Annotated in this window: 16 protein-coding genes; 11 read left to right on the forward strand and 5 right to left on the reverse strand. The window is 66.1% G+C overall.

What is annotated here, in order from left to right; genetic code table 11:
* The first annotated feature begins 138 nt into the window (after positions 1-138).
* From GV044_RS21295 to GV044_RS21310, 4 genes are all read left to right on the forward strand, one after another.
* The gene (locus GV044_RS21295; RefSeq protein WP_159874470.1) at positions 139-1,665 is read left to right on the forward strand and encodes a M28 family peptidase; all 1,527 of its coding nucleotides are present in this window, start codon (positions 139-141) and stop codon (positions 1,663-1,665) included.
* A gap of 70 nt (positions 1,666-1,735) precedes the next feature.
* Entirely contained in the window at positions 1,736-3,196 is a 1,461-nt protein-coding gene (gene guaB, locus GV044_RS21300) for an IMP dehydrogenase (protein ID WP_159874471.1), read from the forward strand.
* 141 nt (positions 3,197-3,337) lie between these two features.
* Positions 3,338-4,513, forward strand: a complete 1,176-nt coding sequence (locus GV044_RS21305) for an RsmB/NOP family class I SAM-dependent RNA methyltransferase (protein ID WP_159874472.1) — start codon at positions 3,338-3,340, stop codon at positions 4,511-4,513.
* A gap of 14 nt (positions 4,514-4,527) precedes the next feature.
* Positions 4,528-5,070: a tetratricopeptide repeat protein gene (locus GV044_RS21310; protein WP_159874473.1), complete on the forward strand. Its 543-nt coding sequence runs from the start codon at positions 4,528-4,530 to the stop codon at positions 5,068-5,070.
* A 50-nt stretch (positions 5,071-5,120) separates the two neighbouring features.
* Here GV044_RS21310 and GV044_RS21315 read toward each other — a convergent pair whose 3' ends face one another.
* Entirely contained in the window at positions 5,121-5,603 is a 483-nt protein-coding gene (locus GV044_RS21315; protein WP_159874474.1) for an RNA pyrophosphohydrolase, read from the reverse strand.
* Positions 5,604-5,866: 263 nt separating this feature from the next.
* Between GV044_RS21315 and GV044_RS21320 the strand changes: the two genes are divergently transcribed.
* The 3 genes from GV044_RS21320 (at position 5,867) to GV044_RS21330 (ending at position 9,930) form a co-directional block, all read left to right on the forward strand.
* The gene (locus GV044_RS21320; RefSeq protein WP_159874475.1) at positions 5,867-7,822 is read left to right on the forward strand and encodes a 2-oxoacid:acceptor oxidoreductase subunit alpha; all 1,956 of its coding nucleotides are present in this window, start codon (positions 5,867-5,869) and stop codon (positions 7,820-7,822) included.
* A gap of 17 nt (positions 7,823-7,839) precedes the next feature.
* A complete protein-coding gene (locus GV044_RS21325; RefSeq protein WP_159874476.1) occupies positions 7,840-8,889 on the forward strand; it encodes a 2-oxoacid:ferredoxin oxidoreductase subunit beta in 1,050 nt (349 codons plus the stop codon).
* Between the two features lie 78 nt (positions 8,890-8,967).
* Positions 8,968-9,930 carry a metal-dependent hydrolase gene (locus GV044_RS21330; protein WP_159874477.1) on the forward strand — a complete coding sequence of 321 codons (963 nt, stop codon included), beginning with the start codon at positions 8,968-8,970 and terminating at the stop codon, positions 9,928-9,930.
* On the opposite strand, the gene GV044_RS21335 is transcribed toward GV044_RS21330, so the two are convergent.
* Complete coding sequence (locus GV044_RS21335) at positions 9,887-10,624, reverse strand: phosphatase PAP2 family protein (protein WP_159874478.1); 738 nt, start codon at positions 10,622-10,624, stop codon at positions 9,887-9,889. The genes GV044_RS21330 and GV044_RS21335 overlap by 44 nt on opposite strands.
* Before the next feature lie 41 nt (positions 10,625-10,665).
* On the opposite strand from GV044_RS21335, the gene GV044_RS21340 reads away from it, so the two are divergent.
* Together GV044_RS21340 and GV044_RS21345 are read left to right on the forward strand one after the other, a co-directional pair.
* Positions 10,666-12,060: a deoxyribodipyrimidine photo-lyase gene (locus GV044_RS21340; protein ID WP_159874479.1), complete on the forward strand. Its 1,395-nt coding sequence runs from the start codon at positions 10,666-10,668 to the stop codon at positions 12,058-12,060.
* A 76-nt stretch (positions 12,061-12,136) separates the two neighbouring features.
* Positions 12,137-13,426, forward strand: coding sequence for a cyclopropane-fatty-acyl-phospholipid synthase family protein (locus GV044_RS21345; protein WP_159874480.1), 1,290 nt, complete (start codon positions 12,137-12,139; stop codon positions 13,424-13,426).
* A gap of 9 nt (positions 13,427-13,435) precedes the next feature.
* On the opposite strand, the gene GV044_RS21350 is transcribed toward GV044_RS21345, so the two are convergent.
* From GV044_RS21350 to purF, 3 genes are all read right to left on the reverse strand, one after another.
* Positions 13,436-13,780: a PilZ domain-containing protein gene (locus GV044_RS21350; RefSeq protein ID WP_159874500.1), complete on the reverse strand. Its 345-nt coding sequence runs from the start codon at positions 13,778-13,780 to the stop codon at positions 13,436-13,438.
* Positions 13,781-13,859: 79 nt separating this feature from the next.
* Complete coding sequence (locus GV044_RS21355) at positions 13,860-14,567, reverse strand: SDR family oxidoreductase (RefSeq protein WP_159874481.1); 708 nt, start codon at positions 14,565-14,567, stop codon at positions 13,860-13,862.
* 8 nt (positions 14,568-14,575) lie between these two features.
* A complete protein-coding gene (gene purF / locus GV044_RS21360; RefSeq protein ID WP_159874482.1) occupies positions 14,576-16,045 on the reverse strand; it encodes an amidophosphoribosyltransferase in 1,470 nt (489 codons plus the stop codon).
* Positions 16,046-16,285: 240 nt separating this feature from the next.
* On the opposite strand from purF, the gene GV044_RS21365 reads away from it, so the two are divergent.
* Both GV044_RS21365 and GV044_RS21370 read left to right on the forward strand, forming a co-directional pair.
* Positions 16,286-17,527, forward strand: coding sequence for a lipoprotein-releasing ABC transporter permease subunit (locus GV044_RS21365; RefSeq protein WP_159874483.1), 1,242 nt, complete (start codon positions 16,286-16,288; stop codon positions 17,525-17,527).
* On the forward strand, positions 17,520-18,224 hold the full coding sequence (locus GV044_RS21370; protein ID WP_159874484.1) for an ABC transporter ATP-binding protein: 705 nt from the start codon (positions 17,520-17,522) through the stop codon (positions 18,222-18,224). Before GV044_RS21365 ends, GV044_RS21370 begins: the two co-directional genes overlap by 8 nt.
* The last annotated feature ends 22 nt before the right edge of the window (positions 18,225-18,246 follow it).

Consider the following 18,246-nt stretch of genomic DNA (forward strand, 5'->3'; position numbering starts at 1 on the left):
GCTTTGTTCCCTGCAATGAGCACTGCTGAACACATCGTGCGGCTTTGATGCATCTGCTCGGGTTTTTCTGTCACTTGGCCTTGATTTCTACCCGGTTAATCGTCCTAGTCTGCGCCGGTCGAACCCACATTGGACTGCATGAACAGGGGCAAAGCGAGACTCGCCATCCGGGCGGCGCTGAAAGGCGCGATGCTGACGCTTGCCTTGGCGGCAGGGGCCGGACCGGTGCTTTCGGCTGCTCCGTCGAAAGCCGATCGCGAGCTTGAGGAACGCTTGCGCGCACATATCCAGGTGCTGGCCAGCGACGAGTTCGAGGGTCGTGAGCCCGGAACCGAGGGTGAGGCCAAGACGCTGCGCTACCTCGGCAAGGAGTGGTTCAACATCGGGCTGGTCTCTGGCACCAACGATCCGGGCCACGAGTGGTTTGCGCCCGTGACACTGATCGCCCGGGAGCCTGCCGGATACGCCGCGCAGTTCCTGGTCAAGGGGCGCAGGTTCGCCGTCGCCAAGGATCAGGTCCTCGTGCTGACCTCCGGCAAGCGCAGCCTGGTGCGCGAGGCGCCGCTGCTGTTCGTGGGCAAGGCGAGCAGTCCGGAGTTCACGCGTAACGAACTGGCGGGCCGTGTTGCCGTGCTACTCGACGGTGTTGCCCCCGAAGACAGTCCGGAGGTCAGCGCCCGCCAGAACCAACTCCTGGCGCAAGGCGCGTCCGCGGTGCTGACGGTGCTCGACGGCCAGCGCTCGCTCGAACAGGTCAGTGCCCGCCGTCAACGGACCGGCTATGCGCTGTCCCAAGAGACACTGGGTGGGGATCTGGAGGCGTTCATCACGCGTGACGCCATGGCGGCGCTGATGAAGGGCACGGGGCGGACACTAGCCGACTTGTCCAATGCGGCGACCCAGCCGGGCTTCGTGCCCGTGCCGCTGGACCTGTCGGTGACGCTGGAGGCGACCACCCAAGAGACGACGATCCGCACGCACAACCTGATCGGCAAGCTGCCCGGTCGGCGGCCGGAGTCCGGCGCGGTGCTGCTTTTGGCGCATTGGGACCACTTCGGCATCTGTGCCGAGCCGCCGGCCGAGGACCTGATCTGCAACGGTGCAATTGACAATGCCAGCGGCGTGGCCGCGCTGACGGAGGTCGCGCGCCGCCTCGCTCGCGGGCCGCAGATGGATCGGGACGTCTACTTCCTGGCGACCACCGCCGAGGAGCTCGGGCTGATCGGCGCGCACGCCTTTGCCGAGAACCCGCCGCTGCCGCCCGACCAGATTGTCGCTGCCTTTAACATCGACAGCGTGGCGATCGCCCCGCGCGGCTCCCCCTTCGCCATCGTCGGACGCGGCATGACGCCGCTCGACACGCAGATCGCCGAAGTCGCCAGGGCCGAGCGGATGACGCTGGTGCCGGGCAGCGAGGCCAACGAATTCGTCAAGCGGCAGGACGGCTGGGCCTTGCTGCAGCACGATATACCTGCCGTCATGGTGACGACAGCGTATGGCAAGATCGACCGCATGCGCGCGTTCTTCGATGGCGACTATCACCGCCCCAGCGACGATCTGTCGCACCCGCTGGAACTCGGCGGTGCGGCCGACGATGTCCGGATGTTGACGGCGCTCACCCGGCGGTTCGCCGATGCGCGGCGGGTTCCCGCAAAGACGAAATGATGCCCTAGCGGTCTGAGCTCCGCTTGTTTACATGGGCCGCCACGAATCCGGACCGGAGACAAGGCACATCATGGAAATATCGCTCGGGCTCACTTTTGACGATGTCCTGCTGCGCCCGGCGAAGTCCGACATCGTCCCGACCCAGGCCGACACCCGTACGCGGCTGACGCGTGAGATCGGGCTGAACATCCCGGTGATCTCCTCGGCGATGGACACCGTCACCGAAGGCGACATGGCGATCGTCATGGCGCAGATGGGCGGCATCGGCGTGCTCCACCGCAATCTCACCATCGAAGAGCAGTGCGCTGCAGTGCGCTCGGTCAAGCGGTTCGAGAGCGGCATGGTGGTCAACCCCATCACGATCTCGCCGAATGCGACACTCGGTGATGCGCAGGCCTTGATGAGCCAGCACCGCATCAGCGGGATCCCCGTCGTCGAGCAGCCGGGCGGCAAGCTGGTCGGCATCCTCACCAACCGCGACGTGCGCTTTGCCGCCAATCCGTTGCAGCCGGTGTCCGAGCTGATGACGCGCGACAACCTCGCAACCGTTGGCCTTGGCGTCACGCAGGAGGAGGCGCGCCGCCAGCTCCACCAGCGCCGGATCGAGAAGCTGCTGGTGGTGGACGACGACTTCCGCTGCATCGGCCTGATCACGGTGAAGGACATCGAGAAGGCGGTCATGTACCCCAGCGCCACCAAGGATGCTGCGGGTCGCCTGCGCGTTGCTGCGGCGACCACCGTGGGCGACAAGGGCTTCGAGCGCACCGAGGCGCTGCTTGCGGCCGAGTGCGACGTGATCGTCATCGATACGGCGCATGGGCACAACGCCGACGTCGCGCGCGCGGTGGAGCGGGTGAAGCGGCTGTCGAACTCGGCGCAGGTTATCGCCGGCAACATCGCCACGGCCGAGGCGGCACGTGCGCTGATCGATGCAGGCGCGGACGCCCTCAAGGTCGGTATCGGGCCGGGCTCGATCTGCACCACCCGCATCGTCGCGGGTGTCGGCGTCCCACAGCTGACGGCTGTCATGGAAGCGGCGGAAGAGGCCGAGAAGTCGGGTGTGCCGGTCATCGCCGACGGTGGCCTACGGACCTCGGGTGACGCCGCGAAGGCACTGGCGGCGGGCGCATCGACGATCATGATCGGTTCGATGCTGGCCGGAACCGAAGAGGCTCCGGGCGAGACCTTCCTGTACCAGGGTCGCGCCTACAAGTCGTACCGGGGCATGGGCTCCGTGGGCGCGATGGGCCGCGGCTCCGCCGACCGCTACTTCCAAGGCGACATCAAGGACCAGATGAAGCTGGTGCCCGAAGGCATCGAGGGCCAGGTGCCCTACAAGGGCCCCGCGCGCGACGTGATCCACCAGCTGGTGGGCGGCGTGAAGGCGGCGATGGGCTACACCGGTTCCGCCACGATCGAGGACTTGCGCCGCAACTCCAAGTTCATCCGCATCACCGGTGCGGGCCTGCGCGAGAGCCATGTCCACGACGTCACCATCACCCGCGAGGCGCCCAATTACCCGACGCGGTAAACACGCGCGCGAGCGCAGCGTCGGGCCCTTCAACCTCCCCTCCCGCTTGCGGGAGGGGCCGGGGGAGGGCTTGTTCGCCAAGCTCGCCCGCTATTTGAGACAAGCCCTCCCCAAACCCCTCCCGCAGGCGGGAGGGGCTTCTTGACCCCCGCCGCCCGCGTCCAGGCTGCGATCGAGATTCTCGACCTCGTCATCGCGGCCGCCCGCAACAACGGCGCGCCGGCCGACCGCATCGTCGCAGACTGGTTCAAGGCTCGGCGCTTCGCCGGCAGCGGGGACCGGCGCGCCGTGCGCGACCTCGTGTTCCGCACCATTCGCGCGTGCGGCGAAGTGCCTGAAAACGGCCGCGCGGCCATGCTACTCCTGGCCGCAGGCGACGCCACGCTGTCCGATCTTTTCGACGGCTCTCGCCACGCACCTGCGCCCATAGCGTCGCATGAGGTACCAGCGCACTCCGGTGTCGCTCCCGCGTGGCTGGTCGAGGCGCTGGCCCTAAGCGGAATCGATGGCCCGGAAGCCACAGCCTTGCTCGATCGCGCCCCGCTCGACATCCGCGTCAACATGTTGCGTGCCGGTCGCGCGGAGCTTCCGCCCGGTGGAGAGCGCACGGTGGCGCCGAACGGCTGGCGGTACCCACACGGCACGCCTATCGAGGACACGGCAGCCTGGCGCGAAGGCATGATCGAAGTGCAGGACACCGGCTCGCAACTGGCTTGCGAGGCGGCGTCCGCCCGCCCCGGCGAAAGCGTGATCGACTTGTGCGCAGGCGGCGGGGGCAAGACCCTGGCGCTCGCCGCGGCGATGGAGGGATTGGGACGGCTGCTGGCGACCGACACCGACCGCACGCGCTTGTCGCGTCTGCCACCCCGGGCCGAGCGCGCCGGCGCGAACCTGATCGAGATCCGCCTGCTCGACCCGAACCGCGAAGCACAGCAGCTTGCCGACTGGCAGGGACAGGCGGACGCGGTGCTGGTCGACGCGCCATGCTCGGGCACCGGCACCTGGCGCCGCAATCCAGAGGCGCGCTGGCGGCTGACGCCTTCGCAGTTGGAGCGGTACGTGGCCGTCCAAGCGCGACTGCTGGACGTCGCCGCCACGCTCGTCCGCCCCGGTGGTCGTCTGATCTACGTCACCTGCTCGCTCCTCGATGCCGAGGGCGCGGGCCAAGCCCAGGCCTTTCTCGACCGCGTCGGACCGGGCTGGACCGCCGAACCGCTCGCGCTGCCGGCAGGACGACCGCGCGGGCCCGGTGTGCGGCTCACGCCCGGGCATGACGGTACCGACGGCTTTTTCATCGCGCGCTTTCGTGCGCTGTGATAGCGGTAGGGGAAATGACCAAGACATCGCTCTCGGCCAAGGACATCTTGATGCGCTACACCCCCGTTGCACTCGCTCTTTCCCTCGCCGTTGCCATCAGTTCCAGCGTTCTCCACTCTGCCCCGACCGACGCCCTCAATAGCCGTGCCGCAGCGCTCCTGGCACAGGGTCGCGGTGAGTTGACGGCGGGTCGGACCGAGGCGGCGGTCGGCGCCTTCGAGGCCGCGTTGACGGTGCAGCCTGGCAATGCACAGATCCTGATAGAACTCGCGGCAGCCACCCGGCGGATGGGCCTGCAAGGCAAGGCGATTCACTACTATCGCCAGGCGCTCGACACCGATCCACGCAACCTGGCCGCCATCGCGGGTGAGGGTGCCGCGCTCGCCGAGAAGGGCGCGACGGAGAAGGCGAACCGCAATCTAGCACGGCTGAAGACGCTGTGCGGCGGGGACTGCGCGGAAACGCGCCAGCTCGCAGCCGTGATCGCTCGTGGACCAGCGCCACGCGTGGTGAGCGCCGCGGCGATCACGCCCAAGCCGGTCGTTTCGGAGAACTGAGACCATCTGCGTTGGCGTCGTCCCGGGTCGAGCCCGGGACGACGTGGTCGTCAGATCAGCGAACGAAACTCATCGAGCACAGTCCGGTAGACGCGCTTCTTGAACGGCACGATCATTTCGGGCAGCAACTCGGGCTCTAGCCACTGCCACTCGCAGAATTCGGGCGGTTTGTGCGCGTTGAGATCGATATCGGCATCGTCGCCTTCGAAGCGAGCCAGGAACCAGGTCTGGCTCTGGCCGCGGTACTTGCCGCCCCACAGCTTGCCCATCAGGTGCTCGGGCAAGTCGTAGAGCAACTCCTCCTTGGTCTGCGCGAGGAGGCTGACGTGCTTCTCCTTGACCCCGGTCTCCTCCCACAACTCCCGCAGGACGGCAGTGCGCAAGTCCTCGCCGTCATCGACGCCGCCCTGCGGCATCTGCCACCAGTCGCCTTCGCGATTGTCGATACGCTTGCCGACGAACGCCTTGCCGCGGGCGTTCACCAGCATAACACCCACGCAGGGGCGGTACGGCAGGCGAGAAAAGTCAGTCATCGGTGTGGGTGATCTCGAACTGTGGAAGAGCCGGCGCGTCTGCCGAAACGGCATTCGGCTGCGCGCGCGTAATCGACAATGGCGCAGGTACCGGCTCTTGACCAGTCGCTTTTATCGGCCTCTAGCGAGGCTGGAGTTTGGCCGGCAATGGATTTTCTAAATTGCCGCGTGGGTTGATCGGGATCAGGGGCGATCTCACTTAGATGGACAGGGCGGGGGCGCAACTCATAACGCAGCGCCGCGCCCGGCTTTAGAGGACTATCATGGCAACACTTCCCGCCGAGCAGGACAGCGCGACCGTGGCGGCAACCGATGCGCCCGAGGCCGTTGTGGTGCGTTTCGCTGGCGATTCCGGTGACGGCATGCAGCTGACCGGTGGGCAGTTCACCTTGTCCACGGCGCTGGCGGGCAACGACCTTTCGACCTTCCCGGACTTCCCGGCCGAGATCCGCGCCCCGCAGGGCACGCTGTTCGGCGTCTCCGCGTTCCAGATCAACTTCGGCTCGACCGAGATCACCACCGCGGGCGATGCTCCCGACGTGCTCGTCGCGATGAACCCGGCGGCGCTGAAGACCAACGTCCAGGCGCTGAAGCCCGGTGGCCTGATCATCGCCGACACCGGTGAGTTCAACAAGCGCAACATGGAGAAGGCCAAGTACGAAGCCTCTCCATTCGAGGACGGCAGCCTCGCCAAGTGGGAGGTCATGGCCTTCGATATCAGCGCGTTGACGCTCGAAGCGGTAAAGCCGTTCGGCCTTGGCAACAAGGAAGCGCTGCGCTGCAAGAACATGTGGACGCTGGGCCTTGCACTCTGGATGTTCGACCGCGATCGCCAGCCGCTGATCGACTGGCTCAACGGCAAGTTCGCCAAGAACCCGATTCTGGCCCAGGCCAACATCGCCGCGCTGAACGCTGGCCATGCCTATGGCGAGACGGCAGAATTGGCCGGGCCGCTCAAGAAGCTGCACCTGGATCCCGTGCCATCGGCACCCGGGCTCTACCGCACCATCACCGGCGCGGAAGCGGTATCGCTCGGCCTGGTTGCCGGCGCGCAGCTGGCGAACCTGCCGATGTTCTTCGGCGGCTACCCGATCACCCCGGCCTCGGCGATCCTGCACAACTTGGTAAAGATGAAGGAGTTCGGGGTCACGACCTTCCAGGCCGAGGACGAGATCGCCGCGATCTGCGCTGCAATCGGTGCGTCTTATGCCGGGCAGCTGGGCGTGACCTCGTCGTCGGGCCCCGGCATCGCGCTCAAGGGCGAGGCCATGGGCCTGGCGATCATGACCGAGCTGCCGCTGGTCATTGTCAACTCGCAGCGTGGCGGCCCTTCGACCGGCCTGCCGACCAAGACCGAGCAGTCGGACCTCTACCAGGCGGTTTACGGCCGCAACGGCGATGCTCCCATGCCGGTGATCGCCACTCGCTCACCCGCCGACGCGTTCGAGTGTGCGATCGAGGCGGTGCGCCTTGCGACCGAGTACATGACCCCGGTCATGCTGCTGACCGACGGCTACATCGCCAACGCGTCCGAGCCATGGAAGGTGCCCGATCCGGCCAGCTTCGCGCCGTTCCCGAAGACCTTCCTGGAAGAGACGAACAACCCCGAAGGCCGCGTCCTGCCCTTTAAGCGCGACGATCAGGGCGTTCGCCCTTGGATCAAGCCCGGGACGCCCGGTCTGATGCACCGCATCGGCGGCATCGAAAAGGCGATCGACAGCGGTAACATCGATTACGCCCCCAATACCCACCAGTCGCAGACCGACGCCCGCGCCGCCAAGGTCAAGGGCATCGCCGCTGCCATTCCGGCGCAGGATGTCACGCTCGGCGAGGCTTCGGGCAAGCTGGCGGTGGTCGGCTGGGGTTCGACCTTCGGGCCCATCCACCAGGCCGTGCGCCGTGCCCGCCGCAAGGGCCTGGACGTGCACCACATCCACGTGCGCCACATCTGGCCGCTGCCGGCGAACCTAGGCGAGTTGCTGGGCTCTTACGACAACGTGCTGGTGCCCGAGATGAACACCGGCCAGTTCAAGACCGTGCTGCGCGACCAATTTCTCGTGGACGCGGTGCCGCTGAACAAGGTGTCGGGTCAGCCCTTCGCCATTGCCGAGATCGAGGCTGCGATCGCCAAGTTCTTCGACAGCGTTCCGGGCAACGAAGGCGGCGAGGTCTTCGTCAACGAAGGCCAGCTGCCCAGCCCCGAAGCGCACAACGACTGATAAGCGGGACGAACCCCATGAACGACATGACCCCTATCCAGACCACGCTCAAGGACTGGGAAACCGACCAGGAAGTGCGCTGGTGCCCGGGCTGCGGCGACTACGCGATCTTGAAGGCCGTGCAGCGTACACTGCCGATGATCGGCGCCGACCCGGCGAACACCGTGTTCGTCTCCGGCATCGGCTGCTCGAGCCGCTTCCCGTACTATGTCGAGAGCTACGGCTTTCACACCATTCACGGCCGCGCGCCCGCGTTCGCGACCGGCATTAAGCTGGCGAATCCAGACCTGAATGTTTGGATCGTCACCGGCGACGGCGATGGCATGTCGATCGGCGGCAATCACACGATGCACGTGCTGCGCCGCAATCTCGACTGCCAAATCCTGCTGTTCAACAACGAGATATACGGCCTCACCAAGGGCCAGTTCTCGCCCACCAGCCGTCCCGGCACGACCTCGCCGACGACGCCGCTCGGCTCCTACGACCGTCCGGCAAGCCCTTGCGCCTTTGCGCTCGGCGCCGGCGCTCGGTTCATCGCGCGTGCCTTCGACGTATCGAAGGAACTGCCGAACACTCTGATCGCGGCGCATGCGCACAAGGGCGCAGCGTTCGTGGAGATTTTCCAGAACTGCATTGTCTACAACAAGGATCGCTTCGACGACTTCACGTCCAAGGGCACCGAGGACATGCAGCTGTGGTGCAAGCATGGCGAGCCGCTGCTGTTTGGCAATCCCAAGACCGGTCCGCTCAAGGGTCTCTCGCTCGATCTCGATACGCTGTCGCTGAAGGTGGTCGAGGTCATAGACGGCGACTGGCAGGCAGCCGGCGTGGTCGTGCACAACGTGCGCAATCGCGGTTTGGCGCACATGCTCGTCGAGATGCCCCACGGTCCGTTCCCCATGGCGCTGGGCACGATCTACGACGATCCGGCGCCGACCTTCGAGGGTTCGGTTGCGCTCGAGAAGCAGCAGGCGACCGCGGGCAAGACGGCCGACCTCGCCAAGCTGCTCGGCAAGGGCCAGACCTGGACGGTCGAGCCTGAAGCCGCGCACGGTCTGATGGATTGACCTTCCGTCCTCTCCCCGGCGGGGAGAGGAGCTTAGGTGCGGTCGACTTGGCATCCGTCGCGCGCCATAGCCGGGGTCATGGATAACCTCACTCACAGCCTCGTCGGTTGGGCGCTCGCCGAGACAGGGCTGAAGCGCCGCACCCGCAAGGGCTTGGCCGCCTGCATCCTTGCGGCCAACATGCCTGACATCGACGTGTTCTGCGGCTGGGCGCCTTGGGAGCCGTTGGCGACGCACCGTGGCTTCACCCACGGTCTGGTCGGCGGCGTGCTGCTCATGCCGCCGCTGCTGGCTGCATTGCTATGGCTGCTCGACCGATGGCAGCAGCGCCGCGGGAGCACCTTCAAGAGCGGTCTGCCGATGCGCTTCGGCTGGCTCGTCGCCATCAGCTATCTGGGCGCCCTGACGCACCCGATGCTCGATCTGCAGAACACCTATGCAGTCCAGCTTCTCTCGGTCTTGAGTGCCAAGTGGTTCCACACCGATGGCCTGTTCATCGTCTCTCCCTGGCTGTTGGTCATGCTTGGCCTCGGCATCTGGCAAGCGCGACGGCGTAAAAGCGGCAAGCCGGCCGTTCTGGCGCTCGCAGTGGCTATGGTCTTCATCGTGGCGAACATCGGGATCTCGGCGCTGGCGTGGCAGGCACCATCACGCGGCGCTCCTTATGCGAGCCCCGATCGCGTCTTTGCCTCACCCGAGCCTCTCGCCTTCTGGCGCCGAGATGTGATCTGGCGTCAGCATGGTACGATCACGTACGGCCATTTCGACCCGCTGCGCAGCCTGACCTTGCTGGATGCGCTGGGCGCTTCCGTACCCGACCGCATGGCGGAGCCCGACGTCCAGCGCGCTGCTACCGCTAGCCGCCAAGTTCGCAAGTTCCTCGCCTGGTCGCAACTCCCAGTCGCTCGGGTCGAACGCCGCGGCTGCATCGCCAAAGTCACCTTCGGCGACGCGCGCTACAGCGGACCGATGGTCAGCCGCAACTTCAACGTGTCGGTCAGTGTACCGTCGGCGGTGGCGGGCTGTCCGCCGGTTCGCTGACCGCCTCCACCGCTGCTTTCGCGGGTCGGTACAGCACCGCGCTCGCCAGGAACGCCCACCCGGCGCCGCCCAGCCATCCGGCGAGCACGTCGCTGGGCCAGTGCACGCCCAGCCACACGCGGCTCCAGGCGATCACCAGGCTGACCACCAGCGCCGCTCCGATGATCGTCGCTCTCACCGAATGCCGCCGGCTCAATGCCGCGAACGCCAGGGCAATGCTGATGTAGACCACGGCCGAGTTGAAGCTGTGGCCGCTCGGAAAGCTGTTGCCCCCGGCCTCCATCAGGTGCGGCACGATCTGCGGGCGCGGGCGGCCCACCAGGTTCTTGATGCCGCTGTTGACCACCCAGGCGAGCACCACCGTCAACGCAAGCAGCAGAGCCTCGCGGCGCAGGCCGATGAACAGCAGCGCCACCACAGCCATGATCGCGACCAAGTTGCGCAGCAGCACACCGCCGAGGGCGGTCAGGTCGCGCACGCCCTCTCCAAGGCCCGACGGTCCCCACGGGAGGAGGTCCGCTCCGCGCCAGAGCAGCATACCGGCCTGGTCGAACGTGGCGGTCTGTCCGCGGGCGACGGCCCAGGCGATCCCGGCAAAGACAAGCCAGCACAGCAGCGCCAGGCCCAGCGACTTGCGCGGATCGATGCGGTGGCCGTACTTCGGGACTGCGATGGTTTCGGTTTCATTGGCCATAAGGGCAGGGAACGCGCCGCAGGCGGGCTCGTTGCGCGGGCATGAGTGCTTCAACCAAACCGCCGCGCATCGTCTGGCTGCGCCGCGACTTGCGGCTGGCGGACCAAGCTGCCTTCTGTGCCGCTGCCGAACAAGGGCCTGTGATCCCGGTCTACATCCTGGACGACGAGCGGGCGGGGGACCGCAAGCTGGGCAGTGCCTCGCGATGGTGGCTCCACGGCAGTCTCGAGGCGCTGGATGCTCGGCTCTCGGCCGCCGGATCCCGACTAGTCCTGCGCCGTGGCGACAGCGTTGCGGCGCTGGTCGCGCTGGTAGCGGAGACCGGTGCCAGCGGCGTGGAGGCCGTCCGGCACTACGAGCCCTGGTGGCGCGAGGCGGAGGAGCAGCTTGGCAGTCAAGTCGAGCTTCACCTGCACGATGGCAATTACCTGGCGCCGCCAGGCACGGTAACGACGGGCTCGGGCCAGCCATACAAGATCTACACGCCCTTCGCCCGCGCGCTTACCGCTCTGCTGCCGCTGCGCGATCCGTTGCCCGAGCCGACGCTACCGACACCTGCGAAGTGGCCGCATTCCGACAAGCTCGCTGACTGGGGCCTGCTGCCGATCAAGCCTGACTGGGCAAGCGGCTTTCGTGAGGCTTGGGCGCCCGGCGAGCAGGAGGCGCACGCACAGCTGGAGCACTTCACCGATCACGTGAAGGACTATGCGGAGGGACGCAACCTGCCGTCCGTCGATGGCTCGTCACGGCTGTCTCCACGCCTGCATTGGGGTGAAATTTCGCCGACGCAAGTGTGGCACACGCTCGAGGAGGTGCACGGGAAGGGCGCGGATACATTCCGCGGCGAGATCGTCTGGCGTGACTATGCGCAAAACGTGATCGACCAGTTTCCGCGCTACTCCGAGGAGAGCTACCGGGAGGCTTTCGCTCACTTCCCGTGGCGCGATCCGGCGAAAGACAAGGGCGCCGCGGCAGACCTGCAGGCATGGCAGCAAGGCCGGACAGGCTATCCGATCGTCGATGCTGGCATGCGGCAGCTGTGGACGATGGGGTGGATGCACAATCGCGTGCGGATGATCACCGCGAGCTTCCTGATCAAGCACCTGCTAATCGACTGGCGACATGGCGAGCGCTGGTTCTGGGATACTCTGGTCGATGCCGATTACGGCAACAACGGGGTGAACTGGCAGTGGGTCGCAGGCTCGGGAGTGGACGCGAGCATGTTCCCGCGGATCATGGCGCCGCTGACCCAATCGGCAAAGTTCGATGCTGCCGACTACATCCGTGAGTGGGTGCCCGAACTGGCCGATCTGCCGGACGCGTCGATCCATGATCCGGGAGAGGGTGAGCGTCCCAAAGCCTATCCGGAAAAGCTGATCGGGCACCGGGAAGCGCGGGAGCGGGCCTTGGCTGCGTACCGGCAGGTGCGGGCTTAGGCCGTCCTTCGCGGCGTACCGGCAATCACGCACCCGCCCGATTGCCAGCGCCGCCTATCCGTTCCATATCGCGGCCATGAACGCGCAAGTTCCGGGCAGAGGACATGAGCTCGTCGCCGCCGGGCGGCCGCTGGGCATCGGGCCGCAGTGGCTGGCACGCCTGTGGGCGGGTGGGCTCAACCGCGTGCTCGACCGGATCGATGCGGGCTTGGCGCGCGGGTCGATCATGGCGACGCTGCCGGACGGCTCGACACGCCTGCTGGGTGGACGCGAGGAGGGTTTCGACTGCGTGGTCGAGTTGCGCAGTTTCCGCGCGCTGCTGCGGCTCGCGACCGGGGGCTCGGTGGGCTGGTACCAGGCCTGGGAAGCGGGCGAGTGGACCAGCCCCGATCCGGTGCCGCTGTTCGCGCTGTTCATGGACAATGCGATCACGCTGGGCCAGGCCGCGCGCGCTAGGGGGCCGTGGCGCCTGGCCGCACGCTGGCTGCACCGCCTGCACCGCAACTCGCGCAAGGGTGCTCAGCGCAACATCCACGCCCACTACGACCTGGGTAACGACTTCTACGCGCAGTGGCTGGGCACCACGATGTTCTACTCCAGCGCCCTGTTCAGCCGCGAGAACGGCCCGAGCCAGCACGCGCAGTTCTTCAGCGAGCTCGACGCCGGGCAATCCGCCAAGGTCGCCGCGCTGGACCAGCGGCTGACGCTGTCGCCGGGCGAGCGCGTGCTGGAGATTGGCTGCGGCTGGGGCACGCTTGCCGCGTGCCTCGCCGAAGAGCGCGGCGTGCTGGTCGATGCCATCAGCTTGTCGGACGAGCAGCTGGACTATGCGGGCACGCGCTGGTCACCCAAGCGCGGTGCGGTCGATTTCCGCAAGCAGGATTATCGCGACGTCGCCGGCGCTTACGATGCGATCGTCAGCGTCGAGATGGTCGAGGCGGTGGGCCGCGAGTACTGGGGTGAGTTCCTGGACTGCATCGCCCGCAACCTGCGCCCCGGCGGCAGGGCGGCGCTGCAGTACATCTCGCTGTGCGACGAGCTGTTCGAAAGCTACGCGCAGAGCGCCGACTTCATCCAGACCTACATCTTCCCCGGTGGCATGCTGCTGAACGAGCCTGAGTTCCGGGCGCTGGCAGAGGAGCGTGGGCTCACCTGGGAAGACCATCAGCCGTTCGGCCTGGACTACGCGCGCACCCTGGCGATGTGGCGCGAGCGGTTCGACGATGCGGTGGAGGAAGGGCGTTTGCCGGTCGGCTTCGACGAGCACTTCGTCCGGCTCTGGCGCTATTACCTGATGTACTGCGAGGGCGGCTTCCTGGGCGGCGGCATCGACGTGGCGCAAGTCACGCTGCGCAAGGCCGCCTGACGCCGCGCTCTACCCGCGGTAGACGCTCTCGCCCTGCCAGCGCATCAGGATCGATTCGTAGAGCATCGGGCCCAGCAGATCGTCGAAGGCGCATCCGACCAGGCCTTGCTCCCACCAGATCACGCGCGCTTGCAGGGCATCGTGGTCGGGCAGGGTCAGCCAACACATCGTGCCGCCAGGGATCCGGCTGATCGCCGTCGCTGAAAAGCCGGAGAGCGAAAGATTGCGCACCACCGTCTGGATCTTCTTGCCGCCTGCCGGTCGCAAGGCAGCGGGAATGGAAAGGCGCGTGCGATGTGCGCTGCGGTCTTCCTGCGCTGCAAAGGCGTACTTGTCGGTCTGCGTGCTGTTCATCATCGCCGTCCGGTCTGCCACGGGGACTCGCAGTCACCCTTTCCTAACAAGACATGGCAGAGAGGAGGTTGCCGCGGTGTTACCTCGCAGGGTTAACGGACTCGCGGTGTCCGGTCATAAATGGCTCTGACAAAAGGGAAACGATGCGTGTCGCAACCACCTCGGGCGGCTTGACCGATGCGGGGTCCTCACCAGGGTAGGCGCGCTCGCGCATCTTGGTTCGGGTCGCGCCGGGGTTGACGATCGCGACGCGCACCTTGGAAATATTCGCCACCTCTTGCGCGTGGCAGTCGAGCAGCATTTCGAATGCGGCCTTGGTCGAGGCGTAGGCGCCCCAGAACGGGCGCGGGGCCGTGGCCACCGTGCTGGTCAGCCCGATGATGCGGCCATCGGCGCTCGCGCGGAGCAGATGATCGAAGTTGGCGATCAGCGCCTGGGTTGCCAGGACATTGACCGTCATCGCCTTGTTCCACGCCTTCTGATCGATTTGCGCTACCGAAGTAAGCTCTGGCAACAGCGCCGCGTTGATCACTAGGATGTCGAGCTTGTCCCAGCGCTGGCCCAGTGCCGTCGCCAGGCGCGCGATGCCGTCCGGCTCGCTCAGATCTACCGGTGCGATCGTCGCCGAGCCGCCGGCCGCGAAGATCGCCTCCTCGACTACCTCAAGCCCCTTGGTATCGCGCGCGGTCAGCACCACGTGCGCGCCGGCGGCAGCAAGTGCCTTGGCCGTCGCCGCGCCGATGCCCTTGCTCGCGCCGGTCACCAGCGCGGTCTGCCCTTCCAACATCGGCGAACTCACGCGACTTTGTGGACGGGCAGCGTCAGCAAGTCGGGCGTCTCACGCTCAGCCAGGTCGGTCAGCGAGGTCGGGTACTCACCGCTGAAGCAGGCGTCGCAGAATTGCGGGCATTTGTTGTTGCGCTCCGCCTCACCAACCGCGCGATAGAGGCCGTCGATCGACACAAAGGCTAGGCTATCGGCCTTGATGAAGGCGGCCATCGCCTCGGTGTCCATGTTCGCTGCCAGCAGCTTGGAGCGCTCGGGCGTGTCGACACCGTAGAAGCAGGAGTGCCCCGTAGGAGGGCTGGCGATGCGCATGTGCACTTCGGCCGCGCCGGCGTCGCGCATCATTTCGACGATCTTCATCGAAGTGGTGCCGCGCACGATCGAATCATCGATCAGGATGACCCGCTTGCCTTCGATGATAGCGCGGTTGGCGTTGTGCTTGCGCTTCACGTCAGCGTGGCGCGCGCCCTCCGAGGGCTGGATGAAGGTGCGCCCGACGTAGTGCGAGCGGATGATGCCGAGTTCAAACGGGATGCCCGATTCCTGCGCATAGCCGATCGCCGCCGGCACGCCGCTGTCCGGCACGGGAATGACGATATCGGCATGTGCTGGCGATTCCTTGGCCAGCTCTACGCCGATGTGCTTGCGCACTTCGTAGACCGATCGGCCGTCCATCACCGAATCGGGGCGGCTGAAATACACGTGCTCGAAGATGCAGGGGCGCGGGGCCGGGTTGCCGAACGGGCGGTGGCTGGAGATTGTGCCCTTGTGGTCGACCTGGACCATCTCGCCCGGCTCGATCGAGCGGACGAATTCGGCGCCGACCACATCGAGAGCGACCGTTTCGCTGGCAAAGATCGTCGCTTCGCCAAGCCGGCCCATGACCAGCGGGCGGATGCCCAGCGGATCCCGGCAAGCGATCATCCCCTGGTCGGTCATGCAGATCAGCGAGTAGGCGCCTTCTACCATGCGCAGCGCATCGACGAAGCGGTCGAGCAGGGTGGGGTAGCGGCTGGTCGCGACGAGGTGGATGATCACCTCGGTGTCGGACGTCGATTGAAAGATCGCGCCGCGCCGAACCAGCTCGCGCTTAAGCGCGGTGGCGTTGGAGATGTTGCCGTTGTGGGCGATCGAAAAGCCGCCCGCGGACAGGTCCGCGAACAACGGCTGGACATTGCGCAGGCCAGACCCACCGGTCGTGGAGTAGCGCACATGGCCAGAGGCCATGTCGCCCGGCAGCGTCTCGGAAATCGACTTGTCGGCAAAGACTTGGGCGACGTGGCCGAGGCCCTTGTGCGAGTAGAACTCGCGGCCGTCGAAAGTGGTGATGCCCACCGCTTCCTGCCCGCGGTGCTGCAGAGCGTGGAGCCCGAGCGCGGCGATGTTCACCGCGTCCCGAGCACCGATCACGCCGAAGACGCCGCACTCTTCGCGCAGTTTGTCCCCGTCGGCATCACGGAAGGGGTGTGTCATGTTCATGGATGTTTTCCGACCCGCGCGGCGCGTTTTCGCTGTCGGCGCATGTGATGGAAGTGGGTCGAAAAAGCAAGGGGGCAGGGGGCGATGATCGCGGCAGATTGATGTTGCATGCGCAAGACAGTGCCGACACGTGGCGCTTGGAACCTTGAACCTCACCCACCGTTACGCACCCGCCTTCGCTTGCCACCGTCACGCCGACGACCTATTCGCCGCGCATCTTCCTTGTCACCGGACACTCGCTTGCTGCTTTCCCCTTTCGAATGGATGATCGCCAAGCGCTACATGCTGCCTGGCCGGGGCGAGGCGTTCATCGCCCTTGTCGCCGGCATCAGCCTGGTCGCGGTGATGCTCGGCGTCGCTGCGCTGGTCATCGTCATGAGCGTCATGAACGGCTTCCGGGCCGAGCTGTTCGACAAGATCGTCGGGCTGAACGGCCACGCTATCATCCAGGCCTACGGCGGCAGGCTGGATAACTGGCAGAGCGTGCTGCAGGAGGTCCGTAAGACTCCTGGCGTCACGCGCGCCTCCGGCCTGATCGAGCAGCCGCTCCTCGCGACCTTCAACGGGCGTGTCGAAGCTATCCTCGTTCGAGGCAATACGGCCGAGGACATCACGCGTCTCAAGCCGCAGCTGAAGGCTGGGAGCCTTTCGCCTCTGAAGCCGGGTGCTGATCAAGTCGCGATAGGGTCACGACTGGCTGAGAGCCTCGGTGTCGGCGTTGGTGACACAATCACCATCATCAATCCTCAAGGCCGCTCGACGCCATTTGGGACGGTGCCGCGCCAGATTGCGTACCAAATCGCCGCCATCTTCGAGATCGGGGTTTACGACTACGATCAAGCCTTCGTGGTGATGCCTATCCCCGATGCTCAGACACTGTTGCTCACCGGCAATACCATCCAGATGATCGAGGTCACGACAACCGATCCCGACAAGGTCGGGGAGATCATGGCACCTCTCGTGCGGCGCTTCTCCGGTCAGGCCGAAGTCAAGGACTGGAAGACGATCAACGCCTCGCTGTTCGAAGCGCTGGCGGTGGAGCGCGTGGCGATGTTCGTGGTGCTGTCGATCATCGTGCTGGTCGCGGTGTTCAACATCCTGTCCTCGCTGATTATGCTCGTGCGGGCCAAGACGCGCGACATCGCCATCCTGCGCACCATGGGGGCGACGCGAAGATCGCTGATGAAGATCTTCGTCACCGCCGGCTTCCTGATCGGCGCGCTCGGTACCGGTGCGGGTGTGCTGCTCGGCTTCGTGTTCCTGTTCTTCCGTCAGCCCATCGTGCATGGCGTCGAGATCCTCACGGGGCAGAACCTGTGGGATCCTTCGATCCGGTTCCTGACCGAGCTGCCCAGCCGTACCGACCCTGTCGAAGTCACTGTGATATGTGTGCTCAGCCTAGTCCTCAGCTTCCTGGCGACGCTCTATCCCGCTTCGCGCGCGGCGGGCACCGATCCCGTACAGGTGCTGCGTTATGAGTAGCTCCATCCATTCTGGCCCAGTCGTCGTCCTGGATCAGCTGACGCGCAGCTTCGAGCAAGGCGGCGTGCGTATCGATGTGCTGCGCGGCGCGAACCTGGCCATCCGTCCCGGCGAGATCGTCGCGCTGCTGGGGCCATCGGGCTCCGGCAAGTCGACGATGTTGCAGGCTATCGGCCTGCTCGAAGGCGGCTTTGGCGGCAAGATCGAGATCGCCGGCATCGACGCCTCTCGTCTTGGCAAGGACCAGCGCGCGGCCGTGCGGCGCGACCACATCGGGTTCGTCTACCAGTTCCATCACCTGCTGCCCGACTTCTCGGCGATCGAGAACGTGGTGCTGCCGCAGCTTGTCGCCGACAAGCCGCACGCCGAAGCACAGGCTCGCGCCAGTGAGCTCCTATCGGCGCTGGGGCTCGCCAACCGGCTCGACCATCGTCCGAGTCAGCTTTCGGGCGGCGAGCAGCAGCGCGTGGCGGTCGCCCGCGCACTCGCCAACAAGCCGCAGCTGGTTCTGGCGGACGAGCCTACCGGCAACCTCGACGAAGCCACAGCCGATCGCGTGCTCGGTCAGTTTCTCGAACTAGTTCGGGGCGAGGGCTCGGCCGCGCTGGTGGCGACTCATAACGAGCGGCTCGCGATGGCGATGGATCGCGTCGTCCGCCTCCACGATGGCCTGCTCGAGGAAACTCACCTTCGTTGATTTACGTTAGTGCAGCGACAAG

Source organism: Novosphingobium sp. 9U (genome assembly GCF_902506425.1).
Taxonomy (GTDB): domain Bacteria; phylum Pseudomonadota; class Alphaproteobacteria; order Sphingomonadales; family Sphingomonadaceae; genus Novosphingobium.